The organism is Francisella sciaenopsi (assembly GCF_045862875.1).
Lineage (GTDB): Bacteria > Pseudomonadota > Gammaproteobacteria > Francisellales > Francisellaceae > Francisella > Francisella sciaenopsi.
Genome location: NZ_BTHG01000002.1, coordinates 277,490 through 302,553, shown reverse-complemented (window position 1 = coordinate 302,553; position 25,064 = coordinate 277,490). Strand labels below are relative to the sequence as shown.

The window sequence follows — 25,064 nt, the reverse complement described above, 5'->3', positions numbered from 1 at the left end:
CTATAGTAAATAATCAATATTATCCTCATTATCAAATGAATCTAATATGTAATCAAAATCAACAGAAAAGCCAATCACCTTAAACACTTCAGCAAGCTTGTCGTTAAGTAGAAGTTCTTTGATATCATTAGCATATCTCAGTTGATCTTTAGATTTAAGATTCTTAGATACATCATCAAAAACATCTGCAATACCAGCTTTTTTGAGAAAATTTGCTTGTGTCATATAACCATCTAACTGAAATCCTGCTTCTGTTGCAGCTTCTGCAACAGTTGTAAAATCAACATGTGCCGTAATATCTTGCTCGCCAATATTAATAAATGGATCATAATTAATCTTATGCTGATGGTAACACGCTAAAGTTCCCATACATCTTTCTTTTGAATAGTATAAACTCCTATGATAACCATAGTCGCACAAAAATATCATACCACTCTCTAAAATATCATATAAAGACTTAATCCATGGACGGATCCAAGTATTTATCTCACTAGTGTAACCATCTTCAAAATTGATATTATCAAGCAATACTCTATTAGCCTCATACTCAAAAAGCTTATCATTTCTAGCCATATCAGCGAGTTTAAACTTATTATCAACCCAGTCTACACCTTGCTGTATAAGTTGATTATTTTGAGCTGTGAAAATATCTACTGACATAGCATCTAAGACTTCATTTGCAAAAACTACTGCCTTAAGCTTATGCTTTGGAAGCTCTGTTACCCACTCAAACCTATCATAAAGCTCAGGAATATTTTTCCTTACATTTTCTTGTTGCTTAGATTTTAGATCATTACTTAATTCAACTATTATATATTTGTCAGGTAAGCTACCTAGACTATTAAGCTCATGCATACAATCAACAGCAAACTTACCACTACCTGCTCCGAATTCTATAACATTAGAATCACTACCCAATTCTGAAATTACTAGTGCAAACTGCCTTGCAAAAGTACGCGCAAATAGAGATGTTTGAGACGTTGCCGTAATAAAATCTCCAGTTGAAGATATTTTTTCTTTAGACCCAGAGTAATAGCCAAATTTAGGATAATACAAAGCTAAATGCATAAAATCCCTAAATACAAGGGGTTTGTTGGTAGTTTTTATTTTTTTTAGAATCACATTTTCAATAGACACAAAACAATAACTATTTTCAGTAAAAATATAATTATTTTAAGTTTAAAATGGATTTTAATCAAAAAATATATGACTTTCTAAAAAAAAAATATTAAAATCTGTGCTCAAATGATTTTTTACGATGAAGGCGTAGATGAGCGTGATACAAACTTATCCAATTGGTATAACTGGTGGTATAGCTAGTGGCAAATCAACGGCAACAAAAATTCTAAAAGAAAAAATGAATTTAAATGTTGTATGTGCAGATACAATAAGTAGAGAGATTACCAAAAAACCTTCTGTAATTAAAAAAATAGCCGAGAAATTTGGCAACGATGTAGTAATGAACAAGCAAATAAATAGAGCTATGCTCAGAGCGATCATTACCGAATCTAAAGAGTCCAAAAAATGGCTTGAAGACTATTTACACCCAGTTATCAATAGAGAAATAAAAAAACAAGTAAAAGAATCAGACACTGTAATGACTATCGTCGACATTCCTTTACTAGGACCATATAATTTTCGACACTACGACTATCTTAAAAATGTAATAGTTATCAAAGCAGATCTTGAGACTAGAATTAGAAGACTAATGGAACGTGATGGCAAAAATAGACAACAAGCAGTTGCATTCATAAATCTACAAATATCTGATAATGAAAGAGAAAAAATTGCTGATTTCATTATAGACAATACAAACCTAAATGATCAAGAATTAGAAGATAAACTAATTGCGACAATTAATAACATTACAAACTTGACTAACTAACAATAGTCATATATAATACGCTTCAACTTTTGCACCCATAGCTCAACTGGATAGAGTACTCGGCTACGAACCGAGCGGTTAGGGGTTCGAATCCCTTTGGGTGTGCCATAGTTTCTGCGGGAATAGCTCAGTGGTAGAGCACAACCTTGCCAAGGTTGGGGTCGCGAGTTCGAGCCTCGTTTCCCGCTCCAAAAATTAATACATTCCTATTCTTTTCAAATTTCATAAAAAATAGTCAAAACCAACAAGCATATGATTTTGTATGTGGCTAAATTGCTTGTTTTGTATTGATTAATACCTAACAAAACACATCCCTTGCAAATATGCATAATAGCTATGCGATATTCTAGATATAAAAACATACTCCTTCATGATTATAATTCCAATACAAAATCAAGGTTTTTTAAACATAAACAAAAAAGGAAGTATCTCATGATAAAGAAAACCATTATAACAAGCTTACTTATAGCATCATCAGCGATAGCTTTTGCTAACAGCTCTGTTCCATCAAATACTAGTTCCACAAACTCTAGTAATAGAGTAATGGCCGGATATATTGATGTTGCTGCTATGGGTGCAGCAAGCAATGTCGACTTCTCTCAAGTAGCTAAAGATGGCTATAATGAAGTAATCATATCTTTCGCAACTATTGATGCAAATAATCAAATATTTTTTGACCCTAGCTATTCGGAGTTTGCTGTTCAAAAAGTACAAGAAGCAAAAGCTGCTGGATTAAAAGTTCTTGTCTCTGTAGGTGGTGAAAACAACACTTACACGCCTAATGGTACTGATGCAAAAGGTCTTGCTCAAAATATAGTTAACTTCCTAAATAAATATGGTCTAGATGGTATTGATTTTGATATCGAAATAGTTGAAACAGCAACTAATAATGGTACATATCTAAGAGATGTAATCGCAAACATAAAAGATATTGATAGCTCAAAACAAGTAGTAATAGCTCCTCAAATCAATGGTGACAAGCTTGTTTCAAAAGAAAATAGTGAATTTTATGCACCACTATTTAGTCAAGCTAATAAAATATTAAACTTAGTTGATTACGTATTTGTACAGAACTATAATACAACTCCTGAACAAAATCCTGAATTTGTTCAAAATGCATTCAAAATTACTACTGACTATATCGGGGCAAAAACAGCAAAAGTAGTTATCGGCTACCCTACTGCTGCTCAAGGTGCTGGTGCTGCCACAGTATATTTCCCTCATTTTGACGGCGATTATAATAATCCTCCTGCAAAATCTTCAGCACTAACTACTTACGATGCTATGAAATCAGTATATGATAATTTAGGTAATATTCCACAAAATAATAAATTTGCAGGTTTTATGGGTTGGTCTTTAAACGTTGATTACGCTCCAAGCATGTATACTGGCGCTGATAAGTTTCCAGCTCATGGTAAAGGTGACTTTGCTTACTATATGTCTCCTTGTGCTCTAGATAGCGAAAAATGTAGTGCCATTAAAGAGGAGCGACCAGTTGATCAAGTAGCTGATATTTTGATAAATAACAACAGCACAGCTTACGGTTTCGACGGAATAACTTTTACTGATGCCAATGGCAAATCAGAAACTACTAATGGCTGGATTGGTGTAAAAACATCCAATAACAATGCTACTTCACCAATTGGAGCAAGCGTAACAGTATCTCCCTTAATTGGATGGTATACTAAACCTCTAAAATGCCCTACTAAAATGGATACTACAAAAGATAAAGTTGTTGAAATAAATGTTACTCAGAATGCAGCTACAGGAACTTTAAATATTGTTTGTGAGTTCCATAAATAAATTTCTCAGTATTTTCTTACACTTCTAAAAAATCATTTTTCATCTTTATTTATAATTATAAAAATGTGAAAAATATTTTAAAATATATCTAATTTTAACTTATGCAGCATGCCAATCTTTCCTTTGGTTCTATCAATAATTTTGACAAGTTTTAATTACCCCTAGGTCTTATAGCCCTATCTTTGTGATTTTTAAATTTAGTCGATTTTATTTCGCCTGTACCAGTCCAAACAAGCTTCTTATATGATAAAATTGTGAGACTGTTATTCTAATTTTTAATTATTAAATGTCTAAAAAAATAGTTCTTACAGGTATAACACCCTCTGGTACGCCTCATCTAGGAAATTATATAGGCGCTATTAAGCCCGCAATAGAAATGTCTCAAAGTAATGAGTATAATTGCATGTACTTCATAGCTGATCAGCATTCATTGATAAAGCTTTGGGATAAAAAACTACGCCAGCAATATATATATGAAATAGCTTCTTCATGGTTAGCATTAGGACTTGATCCTACAAAAGCTTCTTTTTATCGTCAATCAGATATACCTGAAATCATGGAGCTAACATGGATTATCAGTACAACCACTGCTAAAGGTCTACTAAATCGTGCACATGCATACAAGGCATTAGTAGATCAAAATATTCAAGAGGAAAATGCCGATCCTGATAAGGGCATAACTATGGGTCTATTTAACTATCCTGTCCTTATGGCTGCAGATATTATGATGTTTGATGCAGACTTAGTTCCTGTAGGAAAAGATCAGATCCAACATATTGAAATTGCTCGTGATATTGCAAATAGATTTAATCATATATATAAAAATCTAATACTAAAAGCGCCTCAAGCCCTAACTAGTGAAGACAGTCAAACAATACTTGGTTTAGATGGTCGTAAAATGTCAAAGAGTTATGATAATACTATACCTATATTTTCTACAGAGAAAAAGCTTAGAAAACAAGTCATGAAAATCATCACAAACTCTCAAACACCCGAAGAAAAAAAAGATCCAAAAAACTGTACTGTATTTGCAATATATAAGAGTATTGCTACTAAGGCTGAAGTTTCTTCTCTAGAAGAAAAATACTTAGCTGGTGGATTAGGTTGGGGAGATGCCAAGCAAATACTTTTTGAAAAAATAAATGAATATTTGACAGATGCACGAGAGAAATATGATTACTACATTAACAATCCCAAAGTTGTAGATGATATTCTTAATCAAGGTGCAGAGAAAATGCGCCCTCTAGCTATGAATAAACTTAGCGAAATTAAAGATTTAATAGGAATGTAAAATGATGCAGAGGTTAGATAATATAATTATAGCTAACTATAGCATTCATTCTTTGGCTCTTATATGCTGGGCAAAGAAAAATTTACACAATAACTTTTGCGTATTATCTGTAGATACTGGTTTTGCTGCTGAGAATTGGAATAGCTATTTAGGTAATGTATTCGCGTGGTTAAAAAATGAAGATATCGAGTTTTATCACCTAAAATCAGAAAACTCTTTTCAAGAATTAGTTAAAGCACGTAAGCAATTTCCTTCTCAGAAATTTAGCTGGTGTGCTGGCTTCTTAAAAGGTATCACACTGTTAAACAAAATTGATGAAATTGATCCTGATGCTGAAGCTACTATACTTCTGAGTCACCGAAAAGACTTATCAAAAGTTTCACAACTTTTGAAAGACCTGGAAGAAGAGGAAAAATATGACTATAGATCACTAGAGTACCCTTTATTGGATCTAAATCATGATGATATTTTAGAATTAACTAAAAATCTACCTTTTAAAGCGTTTTACCATAGTCTTGAATGTCAACCTTGTATACACTTAACACAACAAGAGTTTGAAAAGATAGCAAAAGCAGATATAAAAAAAGTTTCAGCTCTAGAAAATGAGACAGATAGTTTTATGTTTAATAATGTACCTTTCGACAAATTAGATAACCATGCCTTTATTCATGGCAATATTTTAGAAGAATTATCAAAAGCCTGCAGTTGGGAATATAGCTGTGGGCTTTAGGGGAATAATATGAGTGAGTTTTTTTTATTTAGTTTACTTACTGTCGTAGCTGCACTGATGAGTTACATCAATACAAAATTTCTGAAACTACCAAAGGCAATTGGATTAACAATATTATCAATAACCTTTTCAGCACTATGTGCTTCTTTTCTTAGTCCTTCAAACTTTTTAGTAGTTGCTCTATCTAGTTTTGATTTCAAAAAAACAGTTTTGGATGGGATGCTGTCTTTCTTACTATTTGCAAATGCTCTGCACTTCAATATGATCGATCTTAAGAAAGAACTTAAAGCCATATTTGGACTTGCTAGTATTGGCTTAATTTTATCAGCACTAACAACAGCAACTCTAATCTACGGATTCTGCTTATTGGTTGGTTTTGATATAAGCTTTGGATACTGTTTGGTATTTGGTGCGCTTATTTCACCTACCGACCCAATAGCTGTCATTAGTACCCTTGCTGGTAATAAATCAATACCTAAACATCTCAAAACACGTGTTGTTGGTGAATCATTATTTAATGATGCTACTGGTATTGTATTATTTGTAATACTTTCAAATATTGTGTTTTTTGGTAGTGGAGGAGACTTCGGTCAAGGAATAACTAGCTCAGGTGTCAACTATATTTGGATTATTACTAAGCAGATTGGTATTGAAGCTGGTGGTGGAATACTGCTTGGATATATATTTGCAAAAGTAGCTTTAATCTTCCTAAAAACAAATGACGATTCTGAGACATCAATTTTTGTAACACTGGCTATAGCTAGTATGGGTTATGTAATTGCTCACAGTCTACACGTATCTGGACCAATTGCCATGGTTGTTGCAGGTCTAGTTATAGGTAATAGTCTTTCTGATCGTAAAAAAACTCATCCAAATCAGGTTGAAAAAATTGATAAATTTTGGATGATTATTGATAATATGTTGAACTCATTTTTATTCATATTGATAGGTCTAGAACTAACTAGCATACCTTTCGATCATGGTGCTTTCTGGGTTGGCGCTGCGGGTATATTTATAGTAACATTTGCTAGATTAATCAGTATCTCAATCCCTATAACAGTTATAGATAAAAAACTATCTAGAGCATCTGCTAGAGACAACCTTCTTGTAGCATGGTCTGGGGTCCGAGGGGGAATATCTTTGGCTTTAGCACTATCACTACCTGATGAGGGTCACGTTATAGTCAGTATAACTTATACTGTCGTGATATTATCAATATTAGCGCAAGGCTCAACACTAAAAATAGTTCTAAATATGATATATCCTCATAACCCAACTAAACAAGCAGCAAACACATCTACCGAGCTAAAATAAATTATTAGCTATCTTCTCGAATTCTGTGATGTTGATGATGCAAACCGTTAACTAGCTCTTTACGCTGCTGTTTTGCTATATGATGAAACTCTTTGATAGTAAGACTACCATCATCTTCAAAGGCAGATTGAATAGTTTCTTGTGAATAGGAAATCTTAATCAAACAAGACATAAAAACAATTAGTATAAGATTTTTTCTCATTATTCAACCGACTAATAATTACTTTGTAAACGTCTATTATTAGCGCCATTTTCAGCATACATACTTTGCCCCATAGTTGATGACATTAAACTATGATATTGATAATTTCTACCATAAAAATCAAAGTAATTATCTGTAAACTCTTCTGGGAAAGCTGCTTGTAGCGTATCTTGATATGGTTGTGAATAATCTTCATAGCCATATTGCCTATTACCATTCCATACAATTTGCTTTGGAATATTATCAGTATTTATTACAGTAATAGCGTCATCTGCCAAATTCAATTTAGTTGCTCCTTTTGACGGAGTATTAGTAAACTCTGGCACTCCGTTACTATATGATTCATAAACAGCACCATACCCATTTAGACTGATTAATGTAATAGTAAGCAATATAAATAATCTCATCCTAACTCTTTATAAAATTATTATTCTTCTTTAATATTGCCAAAGCTTGCTCATAATCACAATCATTTAATATCATTACAATCGCTACTTTTACAGACTTATTAGCTTTCATATAAAAATCTTGGGCTGTCACATAATCAACCCCTGTTGCCTCACAAATGATATTCTTAGAGCGCTCAACCAATTTTTCATTAGTTGGTTTAACATCAACCATCAAATTTTGATACACCTTGCCAACCGATACCATAGATAACGTTGATATTATGTTTAAAATAAGTTTTTGTGTTGTTCCCGCCTTAAGCCTAGTTGACCCAGTTAAAACTTCAGGACCAGGTACTGCCTCAACATTATAATCAGCATAACTAGATATCTTAGCTTGCTTAGTACAGCTAATCGCAATAGTAGTAGCACCGATAGAATTTGCATACTCAAGAGCTCCTATAACATAAGGTGTTCTTCCACTAGCTGCGATACCTATTACAACATCTTTAGCTGTCAAATTTATTCTTAGCAAATCTGCTTTACCAAAATTAGGATTATCTTCAGCACCCTCTTGGGCTTGAATAAAAGCTTTTTCGCCACCTGCGATTAATCCAATAATAGTATTATAATCAACACTAAATGTTGGTGGACACTCAACAGCATCAAGTATTCCTAATCGACCACTTGTTCCCGCACCTACATATATGACTCTACCACCCTTTTTCAAGGCCTGTGATGTAACCTCAACTATCTTAGCAATATTTAGACTTTGCTCTTTTAATGCTTCAATCACACCATACTCTTCATCTATCATTAGATTCACAGATTCTTGGACTGACATCGAATCAAGGTTAAAGCTTCTTGGATTTCTTTTCTCTGTATTTATATTTTTTAACATACTCATATTTTAACTTCCTTAACAATTCCTAATGGGTAGAGATATTTACTTTCTAAATAAACTGGAGCGGCAGGTTCTATTTCTTCCTCCTCAGCTTTCTTATTTTTCTTTGCTTGCTCTTTCTTTCTTTCAGCTATTGATTTTGATTTATTTCTAGATTTATTTGACTTATCATTAACTTCAGACTTATCTTCAGGTTCTGCTTCGTCACCCAACTCATCTTTTACTTCTTGAGCTTTAAAATCTAATGCTTCTGATTGAATATATATTTTATTAATTGTATTTTTGATAGCATCAAAATCAGCAAGAATCTGAGGAGACTGAGGTCCTAAATCAACCTCTTGAAGTACATCAAAATCATAATTAAGTTGCATAACCTTATCTGGAGTAAATACAAATAGATAACCAAACTTAGGTATTACAAGTTGAATACCATTATCATCTTCATCTTCCGTATCCTTACTCTTACTTTTATCTCCACCAAGTCTTTTAGGTTTATTCTTTTTTTTCTTAGGAAGTCCTACTACAACATTAGGATTATCATTATCTTCGAAATTAAATTCTTTTTCTAAACCATTAGAACCAAAATCTAAGCTAACAAAACTACCAAAACCTTTTTGATATTCATATCTATGAAGTTTATTTGGTTCATACGTTATGATATACATTGACTCATCAGATTTAGAAACTATAACAGGTTTACCAAAACTCTCACCATCTATATATGTATCTAGACTCTTGCCAACCCTGTGATCTCCATTAAAATTAAAATCACTAATCCCCATAATAGTTTTACTTTCGTTATTCGGATGAAATATTAAAACCATATTTGCTTCTAGATTATTTGCCATATCAGGCACTAAAAGTTTTATATTATCTTCATCTAAATCGCCTTTGAAATTAATTTTTTCTGCTAACTTAAGAACGTAACTTTTATTTGTTGTAGAGTATTCAGAATAATACACTTCTAAAACCTGTCTATTACCCTTTTTTTGACTATCTTTTCTTACTAGCATAATTTCTGGAGCACCGTCACTATTATCAAAATACCAAACCACTCCAAGAATATTATCTTTGACAAATTGAGCTCCTGATGATGAACGACCCTTACCACTAGCTACCATGACCGCCTGCCATTTCCCAATTTCATCACCAATTTTTTTATTATCTTTGGCTAAACCTTTAACATCTTCACTAAGTAAATCATCTAATGCTATGCTAGAAGTAAATAATTTATCAGTATCGTATAATAATAAATATAAAGTCCATTTTCCCTTTTCGAGATTCCAACCTATCTTAACCTTATAATCAGTTCCCATACCATCAGGAATTGCAACCCCTATCTTGGCTTTATCCGTGAATATATTTAGTTGCTTATTTTGCTTCTCTACAAAACCAATAAAACCTTTTGGTGCGTCTTCGATAGTACCATCACTCTTTAAACGATAAATCCTCTCTTGATAATTAGTCATTGCTTCGGGATTTATCATTGGAACATTTATAGGTGTATAATCACCATCAAAGTTTTGATATGTATTAGCTGCCAATGCGTTATAAATGATTCTCTCTGTTAAATCTACTTTTGTACCTTGATTAAAAGCCTTATATATAACATCATAACTTTTATATTCTTGTGACTGAAATAGTTCTGCATTTGTCATAGTCGGAAAAAATGATGATATATCATCTTCGTTTACAGTTATTTCAAACTTACTTTTGCCAATCTCAAACTCACTAGACTTCGTGAAATTAATATCATCTTTCGCCTTAGAAATGTATGACTCTCCTAATACTTTATCATTACTATTTTTGATAATACTCTTAGTAGTCAACATACCCATTTTAAATGTATATAAAAGACCTCCAAGCATCACCATAATTACAAATGAGAATATCAAAGCCATCAACAGTGCTGAGCCAGTTATTTTTGTGTTTAACTTCTCATTCATATATACACCTAATCTTGACCTAATATATAAATTTTATTTGTTGCTTGTCCGGCAACTTTAAAAGAAATTTTAAGTGCTGCTGTAGAATCACTTTTTATATTCACAAGCTCTTTTTCCAATGATTTCCAATTTATTTTGGCATTTCCTTGATGAATATCTGAATTCATAACATACTCAATTTTCAGATCTGTTACATTACTTATTAATTCATATATTTGTGAATCATCTGCATTTTGCTTCACATATTCATAGAGTGAATATATTTCATTACCTTCTTTATCTTTTTTGTTAGTAGCAGCTACAAAGAATACTTCTAAGATATACTTTCCAATATAGTCACCCGTCTTAAACTTATTTTCTACTCGCCTAGTTGTAGAAACAAAATCGTATGTAACAGCTCCAACTTTGACCAAGTCACATTCATAGGAATTGCATAACACAAGATAATCATTCATTGAGAGATCTTTCTCAGGCAAAGTATCCTTTTGAAACTCATTTACTTTGAAAATATTATTTGATGAATTTGACTTCAAAGTAGAGTCTAGACTACTTCTTTGAATCATCAGAAAGTCAGTTTCAGGTTGTACACAATGTATATCTTCATTAATGTTCATATTTCGCAGAGCTTCATCATTTAACATTCGCTCTTTGCATAGCTCGGTAGACATACTCAGTCCCTTAGGTAAGCTCTCAAAGTTTTGCGCTGGCGCTTTGCCAATTGTTATTATACCCATTTTCCCGAAGATATCTTCAAAGTTATCCCCTGAGTTATCCACAAGCTGTTGATAAATATCTCCATATTTAGTTGTAAACCCTGCTTGCCCGATTGCATTATAGAATATCTGCTTAACTAATAATTGATCAGAGTTTATTCTATGCTTATCGCTAAGTTTTATATATTGCTTTTTCATATCAATATATATACCAATGGCCATACCCATTACTATAGCTGCTATAACCATTGCTACCATTAGTTCTGGCAAAGTAAAACCTGATGATTTTTTAACTCTCTTCGCTATCATTAGCTTTTACATCTCTTTCAATAACTTTAACCCTATCAGCTACTTGCATTTGATTATCAATAGCTGCTATGTTTACAACTTTATATACAATATCAACATTATTAGCAGCATCTTTTTTTGTTTTTTTATCAGCTCTTTCTGCCATTTTTTTGATATCAGCAACACTTAATGATTTAAATCTATTCACAGGTTGTTCTTTTTCCTGTGGCTTAATATCGTTTTCTTTTTCTAGTACAACTGTTTTGATAAACTCTATACCATCATCTGTTTTAGTATCGTCTAATACTCCTGTTAGACGATATATACTGACTCTTTCATCAAGAACAGTAGCTATTTCATCTTTCCTATTTTCAAGAGTTATACTCACGAGAATACTATTTAATAATATAAAACCTGATGATAGTACAAACAACAAAATCAAGGCAGCAATCATTGATTCTACGATACCAAATCCAGCCTGTGATTTTGTTTTTTTTAGAAACATTGGATTAAATTTAGATTGAGGCTGAGAAAATTATGCTTCTTTGAATCTTCCGAAAGACATTAACTTATCATATCTTTTAGCATTTCTCTCATCTACTGTCATCTCTGACAACACTTTCAATTCAGCAGCAACTGCTTTTCTGATATTTGCAGCTGTTGTATCATAGTCTCTGTGTGCTCCACCTAAAGGCTCTGGTATAACTGCATCAACTATCTCTAGCTCTTTAAGGCGTCCAGATGTTATATTCATCATTTGTGTAACTTCAGATGCTTTTTCAGCTGTCTTGTGTAGAATTGAAGCACACCCTTCTGGAGAGATAGTAGCAAAGTAACTATACTGAAGCATAAGTAATCTATCACCCACACCTATACCTAATGCTCCACCAGAACAACCTTCACCAATCACAATACAAACCACTGGTACTTTAAGTGCACTCATCTCAAGTAAGTTTCTTGCAATTGCTTCACTTTGACCACGCTCTTCAGCTTTGATACCTGGGTACGCACCTGGAGTATCAATAAAAGTAACGATTGGCATATTGAATTTTTCGGCTAATTTCATCAATCTCAAAGCCTTACGGTAGCCTTCAGGATGCATCATACCAAAATTATGTTTAATCTTACTTTTGGTATCACGACCTTTTTCTTGTCCTATAACCATAACAGGTTTGTTATTCAATTTTGCTAAACCACCAATAACAGCCAAATCATCACCAAATGCTCTATCGCCATGTAGCTCTTGAAAATCCGTAAAGACTAATGATAGTAAATCTTTAAAATAAGGTCTATCCGGATGGCGTGATAATTGAACTACTTGCCAGTCACTAAGTTTAGAATAAGTAGACTCCATAAGCTCAAGTCTTTGTTTACCAAGTTTTTTGATTTCAGCTTCCGTTTTTTCATCTTCATATACGTGAGATAATGAGGTAATCTTGTCTTCAATTTCCTTTATCTTTGACTCAAAGTCTAAATAGTTCATTTAATTCTCCTCTCAAATTCAAATCAATTCATAAAAATAGCTACTTTATATTCTAAAGTATTTTAGCAAAATAAAAAAGCTACAACCAATGATTTTGAAGGTTTGTTATAGTATCTATTTATAATATAATCTCAAACATAATTTTTTTAAAATCTAGAATATTAACCACTATGCAAGAAGTTTCAAATCACACACCAATGATACAGCAGTATTTGAAAATTAAATCTCAATATCCGGATATATTACTGTTTTATCGAATGGGTGACTTTTATGAGCTTTTTTTTGATGATGCAAAAAATGCTGCAGAGCTACTAGATATAACTCTCACTGCTCGAGGAAAATCAAATGGCGATTCAATACCAATGGCCGGTGTGCCATATCACGCTGCAGAAGGCTACATCGCTAAAATTGTCAAAAAAGGATTATCAGTTGCAATATGCGAGCAAATAGGAGATCCAAGCACTTCAAAAGGCCCAGTTGAACGACAAGTTACACGCATAATAACTCCAGCAACTGTTTCAGAAGAAGCCTTCTTAGATAGCAACCAAGATAGCATTCTCGTAAGTATCTATGAAAAAAACAATAAATATCACATTGCATATACTAGCTATACTCAAGGCAAAATTTATCTTGTAAATACAATGAAAAATTTATCTGATCTAAAAAATCAGATATTAAAGCTCTCTCCTCAAGAGATAATTACAAACTCTAATAGCCTTGTAGAAAAGAATATTTTCAACAAACCAGTAAAAGTTTTGGAAGAATGGTATTTTAGTAATTTTGAGGCAAAAAAGCATATAATAGACACCTTTGATAACAGTTTTGCAAATAACATTCTAAACGCATACAAAAAAGAACAACTAACAGCCATCGGATCAATACTTGCTTATTTAACAAATACATTAAAAAGTATTCCTAAACACATTTCAGACATCCATCTAGATGAAGATCAAAACATACTAAATATAGACATTAATAGCAGAAATAATTTAGAGCTAGATAATAATTCAAAAAGTAGTCTTCTAAACATAATGGATAAATGTAAAACTAGTTTAGGTAGCAGACTTCTAAGAAGATACTTCAAAAATCCTACAAGGGATCTAAATAAAATTTCTTTGCGTCATAACGTTATAAAAGCATTAAAGGAACAACACCATTTCTTAAAAGTTCAGGATATTCTGTCTTATATAAATGACATTGAAAGGATAATTTCTCGCGTTGCTCTAGGAACAGTAAAACCTAAAGATCTAGTATCTCTTAATAGCTCTCTCGAGCAACTACCTAAACTCAAGAATCTACTTAAAGAAATAAATACCTCTGAAATTATAAATATAAATAAACACATCCATCAAATTGATGAACTAACAGAGCTACTAAACAAGGCTATTGTAGATAATCCTCCAGTGACCATTCGTGATGGTGGCGTCATAAAACATGGTTTCGACCAGGAGCTTGATGAGTTAAGAGGACTGAAAGATAACTCTTACGATTTTTTATTAAAATTTGAAACTCTACAAAAACAAAAAACAGGGATTAATACACTAAAAGTTGGTTATAACCGTGTACATGGTTATTACATTGAACTTTCGAAACAATATGCTGACAAAGTCCCAGCGGAGTATATCAGACGCCAAACATTAAAAGCTAGTGAGCGCTATATTACTGACGAGCTAAAAGCTTTTGAAGATAAGATTCTCTCAGCAAAAGAAAAAGCTTTAGCTAGAGAAAAGCTTATCTACGATACCCTATTGAATAAAGTCTTAGAATACTACTCTCAAATTCAACAAACTGCGGCCAGTATCGCAAAAATAGATGTCTTAGCAAACTTTGCAGAAAGAGCTATCAAGCTAAACCTAAATCAACCTAAATTCAATAAAACTGGCAAGTTAGATATAAAAGAGGTTCGCCATCTAGCGATCGAGCAAAATATTGATGAACCTTTTATACCCAATGATACCTTATTAAGTACAGACACTTATACATTAGAAATAATCACTGGACCTAACATGGGTGGTAAATCCACATATATGCGTCAAGTTGCCCAACTTATCTTTCTAGTATATATAGGCTCATATGTGCCGGCTAACTATGCGGATATTTACGATATAGACACCATATATACTCGGATTGGTGCCTCAGACGACATATCTAGTGGTAGATCCACATTCATGGTTGAAATGACTGAAACAGCTTACATTCTTAACAATGCTACTCAAAAGTCTCTAGTAATCATGGATGAAATTGGTAGAGGAACAAGCACTTTTGATGGCTTATCACTTGCAAAAGCTTGTGCAGAAAAATTTGCAAAAATTGGTGCATTTACTCTTTTTGCCACGCACTACTTTGAGCTTACAGAGTTAGTTAATCAATATCCAAATACAAAGAATATTCATTTTGAAGCTAAAGAATATAAGGATAATATCTATTTCATGCACAAAGCAGTCGCTGGTGCGGCTAAAAAATCCTATGGTATTCAAGTAGCTAAGTTAGCTGGTATCTCAAAAGATGTCTTAGAATCAGCAAAGAAAAATCTAGCTAATTTAGAAAAAGGACAAGCTAAATTAAATATCTCAGATCAACCCCAACAAAATCTCCAGCTTGATCAAACAACTATACAAAAAAATCATATTAAAGAGCGACTTGAAACAATAGATATCAACTCAATAACGCCAATTGAGGCTTTAAATATACTCTTTGAGCTAAAAAAGCTCTAATTTAGTTATATAAACCTTTTCAATTTGCTATAATTTTTTAGATATGAATTTGTAAAGTCTTAGGAAAAACAATGCAAAACAATGAAAATCAACCTTCTTTTTTAATTCAAAAAGTATATACAAAGGATGTTTCATTCGAAACTGTAAACTCTCCTGCTTGTTTTAAAGATCAGTGGGATCCCAGCTCAGATTTCAATATTGATATTAATACAAAAAAAATTAATGATGAAAATTTTGAGCTTGATTTGACAATCACGATAACCACAAAAAACAAGCAAGCAAATGCGTACATAGCTGAGGTTACTCAATCAGGTATATTTACGATTACTGGCATGAATGAAGAACAAGTAGAATCAGTGCTTAACACCTACTGTGCTAATACTCTTTTCCCTTACGCAAAAAGAGTTATTGATTCTTCGATAATTAAAGGAGGTTTTTTACCTCTTAATCTAGCACCAATTAACTTTGATGCCATATATATGCAAAAAAAAGCAAATCAATCTCAACAGCCAGCACACTAAGTTAAGAATAAATATGAATAATCGACAGAATAGCTTCATCAAAATTTTAGGATCAATAATGATCATAGTAGGTACTATGATAGGTGGCGGTATACTAGCACTCCCTATCATAACCGCTAAACTTGGTTTTGTGATAGGCTCTATTCTCATATTCTTAGTCTGGAGCATAATGACTTACACCGCTGTCGTTATCTCAGACATTTCTTGCTCAATGCCTTATGGCAGTAGTTTTAAAACTATAGCAGAGAAATATCTTGGTAAAGGTGGAGGCATAGTAGCAAGTATAGCTTTTTTAGTACTTATGTATTTTATTAGTACCGCTTATATCTCAGCTGCTGCATCATCATTATCCTCATCCTTCCCTAATCTTGATGAAAAAACATCATCGTTGATCTTTGTAGTCATTTTTGGAAGTATCGTAGTTTTAGGAACAAGATTTGTCGATTATGCTAATAGATTTTTTATAATCCTAAAAATACTCGTATTAGTAATTTTATGTGTTGTATTTAATAGTTATATCGAAGTTCCAAATCTTTTTGTAACTCCAGTTGATTTGGGAGTTTCGTTAATTATCGCAATTCCTGTTTTTACAACATCTTTTACATCTCATATTATAGTCCCTGCCTTGTCTGACTATCTTGGCAAAAATGCTAAAGATATGAAACGCATAGTTATTATCGGCAGTATCATACCGCTTATACTATATATTATATGGGTATTTACTATCTTAGGTGTACTACCACTACACGGTCCTGTAAGCTTCATGGATTCGATATTTAATCACATTCCAGTTGATAAAGCTAACATCGGTGATATTCTAAAAACCTTAGGAAGCAAGGTAAGAACTCCGACAACAGATGCAGTACTGCATATCTTTACTTATGTGGCTATTATGACATCATTTTTAAGTGTTAACTTATCTTTATTTCACTTTAACTTAGACACATATAAGTTATATAAAACAAAAAAAGTTATTGGATACTCAATAGCAACAATTCTAACTTTTGCCATTCCACTAATAATAAACCAAATGGATCCTAATATATTTATTTATGCCATGACATGCGTTGGCCTATCGATTGCTGTCTTATTGATGATTATGCCGGCTCTTATGGCGTTTAAGATAAATAGTCTTGGCGAGAGCTTTAACTATAAGATATCAACCTACAAAAGCTTATGGCTAATTTCTCTAGTTTCTGGTGTAATAGTAATATTGTGTGTAGTTCTGTAATTTAGATAATGACAAATATAGAACATATTGATAATTTCCTTGATAATTTACTTTACCTAAAAAATTACTCTCAAGAAACTATAAATAATTATCGCAGAGATTTACTCCAGTTAAATAGTTCAATAGTTGATAAAGATATAACAAAACTTGAAAATAATGATATTTTAATGTGGGTTAAAAAGCTTCATGCCCAAGGAAACTCATCAAAAACATTACAACGCAAACTGAGTTCTTTAAGAAGTTTTTTTAATTTTCTGATAAATAGTGAGTTAATAAAAAATAATCCTACAACTGGTATCAAGGCACCTAAGAGTAGTAAAAAACTACCTAAAGCTGTAAATACAGATGAGCTAGCCTATTTATTAGATATCAAACCAAGCAATAATATCGAAACTCGTGATATCGCATGCTTTGATCTTTTATATAGCTGTGGAATAAGACTTAGCGAATTATCTTCAATAGAACTAAAAGACATAAATATAAATCAAAAGAGTATACGTGTCATAGGTAAAGGCAACAAAGAGAGGATTGTATATTTTGGCAGTAAGACACTAACAAATTTAAATAAATGGCTAAATATTCGAGATACTTATAGCCCAAAATGTAACTATCTCTTCATCTCACAAAATGGTGAGCATTTAACAAATAGATCTGTCCAAAAACGGATTGAAATATTTGCTCAAAAATATGCAACTAAACACATACATCCACATATGTTACGCCACTCTTTTGCTACTCATGTTTTAGATTCATCTAAAGACTTACTTGCTGTAAAAGATTTACTTGGTCACGCAGATATTTCTAGCACGCAAATTTATACTCATCTAAACTTTCAGCAACTTGCAAGTGTTTTTGATAAAGCACACCCCAGAGCGAAAAAAAAATCATGAATATTTACAACTTAGCAGTAAGATCTCATATTGAGAATATTATAGATATTGAGTTTGAATATATTTTATCAAACCAAGATAATAAGTACTTATATGTCGAGGATAATATCCTAAAACTACATTACAAAGATAAAGAGCTATTTATAGATTTTAATAGTAGCGAAATTCTAAATAGGATAGATCCTAAAACTAAAAAATGCAGTATTGTCCAAGCAGTTGAGGGTCGCTCAAAAGACAAACTAAATATTCTAGATACAACAACTGGTCTCGGCAGAGATACATTTACACTAGCAGCTAGAGGACATAGATTGACTTCACTAGAGAAAGATTCCTATATTTACATATTACTCGTAGATGCACTTCATAGAGCAAGACAAACTCTTAACTTAAAAGACATTGCCAATCAAATAGACTTGATTAATATAGATGCTAATGAATATATAAATACTACTAATATTTCTTTTGACTGTATATATATAGACCCAATGTTTCCACCACGTAACAAAAGCGCTAAAGTCAAACAGGGAATGCAAGTCTTACACGATATTGCTTTTAATAACGATGAATCTAACTCAAATTTACTCAAGAATATTATCTTATCAAAAAAAACCAAAAAAGCTGTTGTAAAAAGACCTATTAATGCTGATTTTCTTTATGGCAAAAAACCAACATCTCAACTTAAAGGTAAAACGAATAGGTTTGATGTATATAGTCTATAACTGTATCAAATATTTCTCTTAGCATTTGTGTATGCTGCTACTATGATGATTCCAGCCATGAACAAAAGTACAGCTGATATCCAATAATATGGAATAAAATCTCTTATATTCTGAGGCGCATTGCTAATAACCATCGCAGAGTTTGCATAATTAACAGCATAGCTAATGAACACTACAGAAAAAAATAATAACCCTATGGCCAACCTAAATGCAACAAATATAGCTCCTATTACAATCAGCATGTAGCATAGATAATCAAAGCCAAATAATAACTCGTAATCAAGTATATATGGATTGACATATTTATACATCACACCAACCCATAATAACAAGACGATCAAACTAGCAACTATTGCTAGCAATCTTACTTTTTGAGTTGGTTTGGTATAGTTAGATTGTTTGAGCCAAATATATCCAGCAACTACAGTTGTTAATATCTGTGCCGACAAATAAATAGATGCGGTTGTAATCCCATATTTACCATAAATAAAAACTTTTATAATCAGACTAGCTAACACAAACATCCAAGCATACTTGTTTTTCTTATACAGTAAAATTGCAAACCCAAGTAAACACGCATTAGCTATACAATCATAAATCACATAATCCAATGTAATCATAATAGAAACCTAAATTTATCCTTAATTGATGTAGTATAAACATATATAATTGTAAATATAAAGTTTTAAGATATCTGTTTTATGATTTATTTGAAGTATATATACAAAATATTATTACTGAGCATTGTCACTAATGTTTTATACGCAAACCAAGATGACAATGTATATACATGGAGAGACTCTAAGGGTAATGTAGTATTCTCACAAACAGCCCCGATGTTCGATCAAGAATACGAAAAAGTCGGTGTAGTTCATAAAAATCAAATACAACAAAAATCTCCTGTAGAACAACAACTTGCTTCACTAAAACAGAATAACTTATATTTAGGTGCTCATAATACACAACAAGATACTCAACAGCAAAACGGTAGAAATTCAGAAGTAATTAAAGTAAAAATAATCTCACCAGCTAATGGAGAAAATCGTTTTGTACATAATGAGAAATTACCAATAATTCTGGAGCCCGCTTTGACAGCTGAAGATCATCCCATATTCATAATAAATGGTATACCTTATCCTGCTCACTTTCAAAATGGCGTTTGGAAAATCAATAGACCAAATCCTGGACCTGTAACAATTTCTGTTAGAGGTAGCACCAAGGATCATAAAATCATTACATCAAGTGACTCAGAATTCTATAGACGTCAGGTTTTAGGTAGATAAATTAACATATCTAGGCTTTTGATTATTATTAATTTTATATATACTTGAAGATAGTTAAAAATTTGAGAATTTAATAATGTCCAATTTTCATAAAATTATCTTACTTTTCCTTATAACATCTTTCACGTTTATATCTTTTGTCCAAGCAGCTAACCCAACTATTTACTCATGGCGCTCAGAAAATGGTAATGTTGTATTTTCAGAAGAAAAGCCTACCGATGGCACTGATTATAACATTATCGAGGTTGGTCAACCTACAGTTGTTGATACCAAAGCTAGCCAAGATATGATTTCAAATCAACCCGTTGAAATTAAGCAAAGCGATATCTCTAAACTAAATAACTTTAGTCTGGCTGAAAAAAATAAAGAAGTATTGGATGAAAATCAAGGAACTGGAGATCTAAATGTACAAATAACATCTCCAGCTAACGATGCTAATATTTTCACTAAAGAAGATAAGCTAGCCGTATCAACGAATCCTGCCATATCTGCTGATGACAAGCCAACTTTTATAGTTAATGGCACAGTTATGCCAGCGACATTTGAAGATGGTCAGTGGAAAATTGCTAGACCAACTCCTGGAGAGAATAAACTGACTATAGCGGGACAGACATCTGCTGGGAATGAAATTAAATCGATAAATGAAGTAACTTTTTATATCAAAAATGGTTGGTTACAACAATCTAAAAACACAGGAAACTATGCTGGAAGATAATTAATTTTACGTCTACTCTACTCATCCCAATTGACTTCTATAAATTTCTCAGGACTTTTTTCTTTTAAGTGACTCAAATTAGGGCAGTTTGATGTATGTATAACAACACCCTTTGAAACACTCATATATCCTTGAATTTCATCTGGATAAACAGGCTGACAACATTTAGCCATTTCATACTTCATACCATTAAATCCGGATACTAAAACTTTAGGAGTTTTGGCTTTAGCAGTAGTTACTCGATTTTGTTTTTTGACAAGCTTTTCTTCAGCTGAATATGTATCAAGTATATGATTAACAATACTATTAATCCTAACAGTACCGTTCTCAACAGCAACAAATAAGCTATCACTGCTTTTCATATTAAACTTATTAGCAACTTCTACAAAATCGACTTCTTTAAGATCATAACCTCTTAATTCTTTAAGAAGCCTATCTTTTCCTAAAACAATATTATCTTCTTTATTTTGCTCATTAAACCACTTTGTTACCCTAGATCTATTTCTAGCAGAGGTTAAATATCCTAAACTCTCAGAAGCCCAGTCTTTGCTAGGATTTGGCTCTTTCCCAGTTAGAACTTCGACCTTATCTCCTGTTTTTAGTTTAGTTGTTAACGGAACAATCTTACCATTTAATTTTACACCTTTTGTACGATGACCAACCATTGTATGTACAGAGTATGCAAAATCCAAAACCGTCGATTCTTCAGCTAAATCTATTAATTCATTAGCAGGTGTGAATACATAAAGTCTCTTACTTAGTTCTTTAGTAATTTGGCTATCATCTTCATTGATTTCTTTTTCCCACTCAAGAAGAGATCTCAACCATGCCACTCTTGCCTCGTATGATGCATCAAACCTCACACCTTCCTTATAACGCCAATGCGCAGCAAAGCCAAGCTCTGATTCTTCATGCATTTTATGAGTTCTAATTTGGACTTCAATATTTTGTTCACCAGCCCTGACCACAGTATGTATAGACTTATAACCGTTAGGCTTTGGATTAGCTATATAATCACTAAACTCCTCTGGAATAGGTAAATATAGGTTATTAACTTCAGCTAATACTTTATAACATTCATCTATATTGTTTGTTATAACTCTAACAGCAGTAATATCATAAAGATCATTGATATTTTGATAGCCTTTATTTTTAAACTTTTTGTATATACTATATATGTGTTTAACTCTACCTTGAACACCTGCATCTAGATTATACTTTCTAAGTATTTGTTTTAACTCTTCAATAACTTGATTAAGAAACTCTTCTCTTTCTTTACGTGTAAAACCTAAACTTTTGGCTATTTTTTTGTATTCTTCCTGTTCTAAAAAGAAAAAGGCTCTATCTTCAAGCTCCCATTTAACAGCTCCTAAGCCAAGTCTATTTGCTAATGGTGCATAGATATCTAGTGTTTCTCTAGCTATAACTCTTTGGGTGTTAGTATTTAGAGACTTTAAATGACGGATAGTACATAGCTTATCAACTATTTTAATTAAAACAATTCTGACATCTTCTATAATCGTCAAAAGCATTTTCCTAAAAGTATCGATCTGCTCAAGTGAAATATTATCGGAACGATACATTCTGATAGCTGACATTTTGCGTGTACCTTGCAAAATCTTAACCACCGTCTGATTGGTTGCTTTCTCTACATCTTCATCGGATATATCACCAAAATTATATAGCTCATATAAAATACCAGCTGATACCGATTCTTCATCTGCTTTGATTTTGAAAAGAACATATGCCATCTCGATAGCATATAAAAACGAGCTTATTCCTGTTGGATGACGTACTGATTCAGCACTCTTACTTTTTAAAAGTTCTAACGCTGCTGCTATAATCTCAAACTTATCGCTAGTATAAAAACTTTTAAGCTCGGATATCAAAAGGTCATCTTTTATCTGACCATCGCTATCCAAAAGTTTAGAGTCAATAACTTGCATAATTTCCCACTTTTTTTATAAAAAAATACAAAGTTAGTCTATAAGCCGGGTTCTGTAATAGACAGTCATTTATCTAGGCCTGTTGTCACCAACAAGCTCAAGCGACCTACCCTGCTACAATGCGAGCAACATTTTCGTAGCGCTATTTGGTCTTGCTTTAGATGGGGTTTACAATGCCATTGAGTGTTACCACCAATGCGGTGTGCTCTTACCACACCTTTTCACCCTTACCTTTTTGTAAAAAAAAGGCGGTTTATTTTCTGTTGCACTTTCCGTAGGCTCACGCCTCCCAGACGTTATCTGGCATCTTGCTCTATAAAGCCCGGACTTTCCTCACTTATAAAAAGTGCGACTGTCCGACTAACTTTGTATTATTAGCTTTCTCTCATCTTTGCTAGTTCAATATTATAATTAGATTTTACCGAATTATACTCTTCCTGCAAAGCAGATATCTTAGCATTATACTGCTTTTTTATTTTTATAATTTCAAACTCAAGATCCATTCTATCGTTATTTAATTTTAGTCTACACTTATTATATTCTTCTTGTAGAGCTATTCTATCATAACGAACAGCTTGTATTAGGTTAAATATCTCGACCATCTCAGCTGGAAACTGCTTAAGTTTATCAAGGCTAAATTCCTCAGCGTTAGGGCTCTTATAGCTATTTTCAAATTGATAACTACCACTATCATATGGTCTTTTTTTTAAATCAAAGCTAGGTTTTTTCATAGAAATGTAAAAGATTTAGAAGTTAATGAAATCATATATGTGGTAATCTACCAAACGCTACCAATAATTGCAATGCAATAATACCTACACCACAGAATAATATCAAAGATAAATAAAACTTACTAATAATACTATTTTGACCTTGCCTAGACCTTATAACCCAAACCATTAGTGCAGGTTGTACAATTAAAAGTACAGATACAAAAATACTTGCATATCCCAAAGCAGCTATAAAGCTGTTAACAAAGTATATTGCAAAAAACAACGGAGGTACTAACGTTATAATTAAAGTGATTAATTTTCTTCTAGAATTTAGCGCATATAAATCCTGATTAAATGAAAATAATGCCAATGCAACACCAAGAAAAGATGTAATAATTGCAAAGTTCTCAAAAAGTCTAATAAATACTAATGGAGCTCTTTGCCCTAAACTCACATAAGCTTCTGCTAGTGTTTTACCAGAATGACTAAGATCAATAAAGCCATTACTCCCATATAGATTTATAGTACCTAAAGTTGCCATAACCCAAACTAGATAAACAATTAGTGGTGCTAATGCTCCAATTGCTACTGTTCTTTTAAATACAATATCATTTTCAAAATAGTTCCTAATCGCAGGAATCACAATATGAAATCCAAAAGATGTTACAAGTATTGGGATAGAAAACCAAACATACTCAACACCTAGCGCTCTACTCTCTAGTACAGCTGGACGTATTTGTGGAGCTACAAAAGATATAAATAACACAAAAGCTAAAACTTTTAGACTTAAAAATAGCTCATTAACTCTAAATACAACTCTAATTCCTTTATAAATAAAAAATCCAAAAACAAATGTAAATAAAAACTTTGCAAAGCTATCATTACCAAAGCTAAACCAGCTAGTAATATAAGTTTTAAAGAGCTGACCACCCATAAAAATATAAGCTGTAAGGAGTGAGTATAATAACAGTAAATAAAATAATAAATTCATCACTCTACCAGACTTGCCTAGTATATTATGAGCAATCGAATCCATATCTGTACCTAATGGTTGTGAAACATTTGCCTCAACAATTAACAAAGCTGTCGCATACATGATGATCCAAACCAGAAACAATGCCATTAATGCATAATTAAACCCTACTGCTGCTACTGCAAATGGAATACCAAGCATGCCAGCGCCTATCGCTGTACCAGCTATAATAGCTATAGCACCAAATTGTTTAACTTTTGAAACCTGTTTCATCTAGAAAATATTTAACTTATCTTAAGATGAAATTATAAACATAATAGCTAACTAATGTACAGAGTGAAATAAAAATAGATATTTTAAAGAAAGAGAATGATATAACCCATGAACAACTATGTTTAAAACATAGTACCCGAT

General features: G+C 32.4%; 24 protein-coding genes, 2 tRNA genes and 1 other RNA gene. 14 read left to right on the top strand and 13 right to left on the bottom strand.

The annotated features are described in order from the left end of the window. Nucleotides 1-1,137 carry a class I SAM-dependent methyltransferase gene (locus ACKTR7_RS03975; protein ID WP_407877114.1) on the bottom strand — a complete coding sequence of 379 codons (1,137 nt, stop codon included), beginning with the start codon at nucleotides 1,135-1,137 and terminating at the stop codon, nucleotides 1-3. Between the two features lie 133 nt (nucleotides 1,138-1,270). Between ACKTR7_RS03975 and coaE the strand changes: the two genes are divergently transcribed. From coaE to ACKTR7_RS03940, 7 genes are all read left to right on the top strand, one after another. Beyond that, a complete protein-coding gene (gene coaE, locus ACKTR7_RS03970; protein WP_407877113.1) occupies nucleotides 1,271-1,885 on the top strand; it encodes a dephospho-CoA kinase in 615 nt (204 codons plus the stop codon). 31 nt (nucleotides 1,886-1,916) lie between these two features. Next, a tRNA-Arg gene (locus tag ACKTR7_RS03965) sits at nucleotides 1,917-1,993 on the top strand. 8 nt (nucleotides 1,994-2,001) lie between these two features. Then, nucleotides 2,002-2,076 (top strand) — tRNA-Gly (locus ACKTR7_RS03960). A 241-nt stretch (nucleotides 2,077-2,317) separates the two neighbouring features. Next, complete coding sequence (locus tag ACKTR7_RS03955; protein WP_407877112.1) at nucleotides 2,318-3,688, top strand: glycoside hydrolase family 18 protein; 1,371 nt, start codon at nucleotides 2,318-2,320, stop codon at nucleotides 3,686-3,688. Nucleotides 3,689-3,974: 286 nt separating this feature from the next. Then, on the top strand, nucleotides 3,975-4,979 hold the full coding sequence (gene trpS, locus ACKTR7_RS03950; protein ID WP_407877111.1) for a tryptophan--tRNA ligase: 1,005 nt from the start codon (nucleotides 3,975-3,977) through the stop codon (nucleotides 4,977-4,979). Nucleotides 4,980-4,983: 4 nt separating this feature from the next. Next, nucleotides 4,984-5,709: a hypothetical protein gene (locus ACKTR7_RS03945; RefSeq protein ID WP_407877138.1), complete on the top strand. Its 726-nt coding sequence runs from the start codon at nucleotides 4,984-4,986 to the stop codon at nucleotides 5,707-5,709. A 9-nt stretch (nucleotides 5,710-5,718) separates the two neighbouring features. Then, nucleotides 5,719-7,023, top strand: coding sequence for a cation:proton antiporter (locus ACKTR7_RS03940; protein WP_407877110.1), 1,305 nt, complete (start codon nucleotides 5,719-5,721; stop codon nucleotides 7,021-7,023). Between the two features lie 4 nt (nucleotides 7,024-7,027). Here ACKTR7_RS03940 and ACKTR7_RS03935 read toward each other — a convergent pair whose 3' ends face one another. The 7 genes from ACKTR7_RS03935 to ACKTR7_RS03905 are packed head-to-tail and all read right to left on the bottom strand — an operon-like array spanning nucleotide 7,028 to nucleotide 12,945. Continuing rightward, entirely contained in the window at nucleotides 7,028-7,225 is a 198-nt protein-coding gene (locus ACKTR7_RS03935) for a hypothetical protein (RefSeq protein WP_044526786.1), read from the bottom strand. An 11-nt stretch (nucleotides 7,226-7,236) separates the two neighbouring features. Beyond that, complete coding sequence (locus tag ACKTR7_RS03930) at nucleotides 7,237-7,632, bottom strand: hypothetical protein (protein ID WP_222830541.1); 396 nt, start codon at nucleotides 7,630-7,632, stop codon at nucleotides 7,237-7,239. A 1-nt stretch (nucleotide 7,633) separates the two neighbouring features. Next, complete coding sequence (murQ, locus tag ACKTR7_RS03925; RefSeq protein WP_407877109.1) at nucleotides 7,634-8,518, bottom strand: N-acetylmuramic acid 6-phosphate etherase; 885 nt, start codon at nucleotides 8,516-8,518, stop codon at nucleotides 7,634-7,636. Continuing rightward, a complete protein-coding gene (locus ACKTR7_RS03920) occupies nucleotides 8,515-10,461 on the bottom strand; it encodes a hypothetical protein (RefSeq protein WP_407877108.1) in 1,947 nt (648 codons plus the stop codon). Before ACKTR7_RS03920 ends, murQ begins: the two co-directional genes overlap by 4 nt. 8 nt (nucleotides 10,462-10,469) lie before the next feature. Next, nucleotides 10,470-11,483 carry a PilW family protein gene (locus ACKTR7_RS03915; protein WP_407877107.1) on the bottom strand — a complete coding sequence of 338 codons (1,014 nt, stop codon included), beginning with the start codon at nucleotides 11,481-11,483 and terminating at the stop codon, nucleotides 10,470-10,472. Continuing rightward, nucleotides 11,464-11,967, bottom strand: coding sequence for a pilus assembly protein (locus ACKTR7_RS03910; RefSeq protein WP_407877106.1), 504 nt, complete (start codon nucleotides 11,965-11,967; stop codon nucleotides 11,464-11,466). Before ACKTR7_RS03910 ends, ACKTR7_RS03915 begins: the two co-directional genes overlap by 20 nt. Before the next feature lie 30 nt (nucleotides 11,968-11,997). Continuing rightward, the gene (locus tag ACKTR7_RS03905) at nucleotides 11,998-12,945 is read right to left on the bottom strand and encodes an acetyl-CoA carboxylase carboxyltransferase subunit alpha (protein WP_407877105.1); all 948 of its coding nucleotides are present in this window, start codon (nucleotides 12,943-12,945) and stop codon (nucleotides 11,998-12,000) included. 170 nt (nucleotides 12,946-13,115) lie between these two features. Here ACKTR7_RS03905 and mutS point away from each other — a divergent pair, with 170 nt between their 5' ends. The 5 genes from mutS to ACKTR7_RS03880 all read left to right on the top strand — a co-directional run bounded on the left by mutS (nucleotide 13,116) and on the right by ACKTR7_RS03880 (nucleotide 19,020). After that, the gene (mutS, locus tag ACKTR7_RS03900) at nucleotides 13,116-15,659 is read left to right on the top strand and encodes a DNA mismatch repair protein MutS (RefSeq protein WP_407877104.1); all 2,544 of its coding nucleotides are present in this window, start codon (nucleotides 13,116-13,118) and stop codon (nucleotides 15,657-15,659) included. Between the two features lie 71 nt (nucleotides 15,660-15,730). Next, entirely contained in the window at nucleotides 15,731-16,180 is a 450-nt protein-coding gene (secB, locus tag ACKTR7_RS03895) for a protein-export chaperone SecB (RefSeq protein WP_407877103.1), read from the top strand. A gap of 13 nt (nucleotides 16,181-16,193) precedes the next feature. Continuing rightward, a complete protein-coding gene (locus ACKTR7_RS03890) occupies nucleotides 16,194-17,411 on the top strand; it encodes an amino acid permease (RefSeq protein WP_407877102.1) in 1,218 nt (405 codons plus the stop codon). Between the two features lie 8 nt (nucleotides 17,412-17,419). Continuing rightward, nucleotides 17,420-18,301, top strand: coding sequence for a site-specific tyrosine recombinase/integron integrase (gene xerA / locus ACKTR7_RS03885; protein WP_407877101.1), 882 nt, complete (start codon nucleotides 17,420-17,422; stop codon nucleotides 18,299-18,301). Continuing rightward, the gene (locus tag ACKTR7_RS03880) at nucleotides 18,298-19,020 is read left to right on the top strand and encodes a class I SAM-dependent methyltransferase (protein WP_407877100.1); all 723 of its coding nucleotides are present in this window, start codon (nucleotides 18,298-18,300) and stop codon (nucleotides 19,018-19,020) included. The genes xerA and ACKTR7_RS03880 overlap by 4 nt, the downstream gene beginning before the upstream one ends. A 5-nt stretch (nucleotides 19,021-19,025) precedes the next feature. Here the strand turns inward: ACKTR7_RS03880 and ACKTR7_RS03875 are convergent, their stop codons facing one another. Beyond that, entirely contained in the window at nucleotides 19,026-19,640 is a 615-nt protein-coding gene (locus ACKTR7_RS03875) for a hypothetical protein (RefSeq protein WP_407877099.1), read from the bottom strand. A gap of 81 nt (nucleotides 19,641-19,721) precedes the next feature. Here ACKTR7_RS03875 and ACKTR7_RS03870 point away from each other — a divergent pair, with 81 nt between their 5' ends. Both ACKTR7_RS03870 and ACKTR7_RS03865 read left to right on the top strand, forming a co-directional pair. Then, nucleotides 19,722-20,303 (top strand): DUF4124 domain-containing protein, encoded by a 582-nt coding sequence (locus ACKTR7_RS03870; RefSeq protein ID WP_407877098.1) that lies wholly within the window; start codon nucleotides 19,722-19,724, stop codon nucleotides 20,301-20,303. A gap of 76 nt (nucleotides 20,304-20,379) precedes the next feature. Continuing rightward, complete coding sequence (locus ACKTR7_RS03865) at nucleotides 20,380-21,018, top strand: DUF4124 domain-containing protein (RefSeq protein WP_407877097.1); 639 nt, start codon at nucleotides 20,380-20,382, stop codon at nucleotides 21,016-21,018. A gap of 17 nt (nucleotides 21,019-21,035) precedes the next feature. Here the strand turns inward: ACKTR7_RS03865 and ACKTR7_RS03860 are convergent, their stop codons facing one another. The 4 genes from ACKTR7_RS03860 to ACKTR7_RS03845 form a co-directional block, all read right to left on the bottom strand. Further along, nucleotides 21,036-22,964, bottom strand: coding sequence for a RelA/SpoT family protein (locus tag ACKTR7_RS03860; RefSeq protein ID WP_407877096.1), 1,929 nt, complete (start codon nucleotides 22,962-22,964; stop codon nucleotides 21,036-21,038). A gap of 25 nt (nucleotides 22,965-22,989) precedes the next feature. Further along, an RNA gene (rnpB, locus tag ACKTR7_RS03855) (RNase P RNA component class A) lies at nucleotides 22,990-23,332 on the bottom strand. A 6-nt stretch (nucleotides 23,333-23,338) separates the two neighbouring features. Continuing rightward, on the bottom strand, nucleotides 23,339-23,695 hold the full coding sequence (locus tag ACKTR7_RS03850; protein WP_407877095.1) for a hypothetical protein: 357 nt from the start codon (nucleotides 23,693-23,695) through the stop codon (nucleotides 23,339-23,341). A 31-nt stretch (nucleotides 23,696-23,726) separates the two neighbouring features. Continuing rightward, entirely contained in the window at nucleotides 23,727-24,923 is a 1,197-nt protein-coding gene (locus ACKTR7_RS03845; RefSeq protein WP_407877094.1) for an amino acid permease, read from the bottom strand. Nucleotides 24,924-25,064: the final 141 nt, after the last annotated feature.

What these genes read in the sequence shown, in the direction of transcription:
- coaE (WP_407877113.1), top strand. Translation starts at nt 1,271, where the DNA reads ATGAGCGTGATACAAACTTATCCAATTGGTATAACTGGTGGTATAGCT.
- ACKTR7_RS03955 (WP_407877112.1), top strand. Translation starts at nt 2,318, where the DNA reads ATGATAAAGAAAACCATTATAACAAGCTTACTTATAGCATCATCAGCG.
- trpS (WP_407877111.1), top strand. Translation starts at nt 3,975, where the DNA reads ATGTCTAAAAAAATAGTTCTTACAGGTATAACACCCTCTGGTACGCCT.
- ACKTR7_RS03945 (WP_407877138.1), top strand. Translation starts at nt 4,984, where the DNA reads ATGCAGAGGTTAGATAATATAATTATAGCTAACTATAGCATTCATTCT.
- ACKTR7_RS03940 (WP_407877110.1), top strand. Translation starts at nt 5,719, where the DNA reads ATGAGTGAGTTTTTTTTATTTAGTTTACTTACTGTCGTAGCTGCACTG.
- ACKTR7_RS03935 (WP_044526786.1), bottom strand. Translation starts at nt 7,225, where the DNA reads ATGAGAAAAAATCTTATACTAATTGTTTTTATGTCTTGTTTGATTAAG.
- ACKTR7_RS03930 (WP_222830541.1), bottom strand. Translation starts at nt 7,632, where the DNA reads ATGAGATTATTTATATTGCTTACTATTACATTAATCAGTCTAAATGGG.
- murQ (WP_407877109.1), bottom strand. Translation starts at nt 8,518, where the DNA reads ATGAGTATGTTAAAAAATATAAATACAGAGAAAAGAAATCCAAGAAGC.
- ACKTR7_RS03920 (WP_407877108.1), bottom strand. Translation starts at nt 10,461, where the DNA reads ATGAATGAGAAGTTAAACACAAAAATAACTGGCTCAGCACTGTTGATG.
- ACKTR7_RS03915 (WP_407877107.1), bottom strand. Translation starts at nt 11,483, where the DNA reads ATGATAGCGAAGAGAGTTAAAAAATCATCAGGTTTTACTTTGCCAGAA.
- ACKTR7_RS03910 (WP_407877106.1), bottom strand. Translation starts at nt 11,967, where the DNA reads ATGTTTCTAAAAAAAACAAAATCACAGGCTGGATTTGGTATCGTAGAA.
- ACKTR7_RS03905 (WP_407877105.1), bottom strand. Translation starts at nt 12,945, where the DNA reads ATGAACTATTTAGACTTTGAGTCAAAGATAAAGGAAATTGAAGACAAG.
- mutS (WP_407877104.1), top strand. Translation starts at nt 13,116, where the DNA reads ATGCAAGAAGTTTCAAATCACACACCAATGATACAGCAGTATTTGAAA.
- secB (WP_407877103.1), top strand. Translation starts at nt 15,731, where the DNA reads ATGCAAAACAATGAAAATCAACCTTCTTTTTTAATTCAAAAAGTATAT.
- ACKTR7_RS03890 (WP_407877102.1), top strand. Translation starts at nt 16,194, where the DNA reads ATGAATAATCGACAGAATAGCTTCATCAAAATTTTAGGATCAATAATG.
- xerA (WP_407877101.1), top strand. Translation starts at nt 17,420, where the DNA reads ATGACAAATATAGAACATATTGATAATTTCCTTGATAATTTACTTTAC.
- ACKTR7_RS03880 (WP_407877100.1), top strand. Translation starts at nt 18,298, where the DNA reads ATGAATATTTACAACTTAGCAGTAAGATCTCATATTGAGAATATTATA.
- ACKTR7_RS03875 (WP_407877099.1), bottom strand. Translation starts at nt 19,640, where the DNA reads ATGATTACATTGGATTATGTGATTTATGATTGTATAGCTAATGCGTGT.
- ACKTR7_RS03870 (WP_407877098.1), top strand. Translation starts at nt 19,722, where the DNA reads ATGATTTATTTGAAGTATATATACAAAATATTATTACTGAGCATTGTC.
- ACKTR7_RS03865 (WP_407877097.1), top strand. Translation starts at nt 20,380, where the DNA reads ATGTCCAATTTTCATAAAATTATCTTACTTTTCCTTATAACATCTTTC.
- ACKTR7_RS03860 (WP_407877096.1), bottom strand. Translation starts at nt 22,964, where the DNA reads ATGCAAGTTATTGACTCTAAACTTTTGGATAGCGATGGTCAGATAAAA.
- ACKTR7_RS03850 (WP_407877095.1), bottom strand. Translation starts at nt 23,695, where the DNA reads ATGAAAAAACCTAGCTTTGATTTAAAAAAAAGACCATATGATAGTGGT.
- ACKTR7_RS03845 (WP_407877094.1), bottom strand. Translation starts at nt 24,923, where the DNA reads ATGAAACAGGTTTCAAAAGTTAAACAATTTGGTGCTATAGCTATTATA.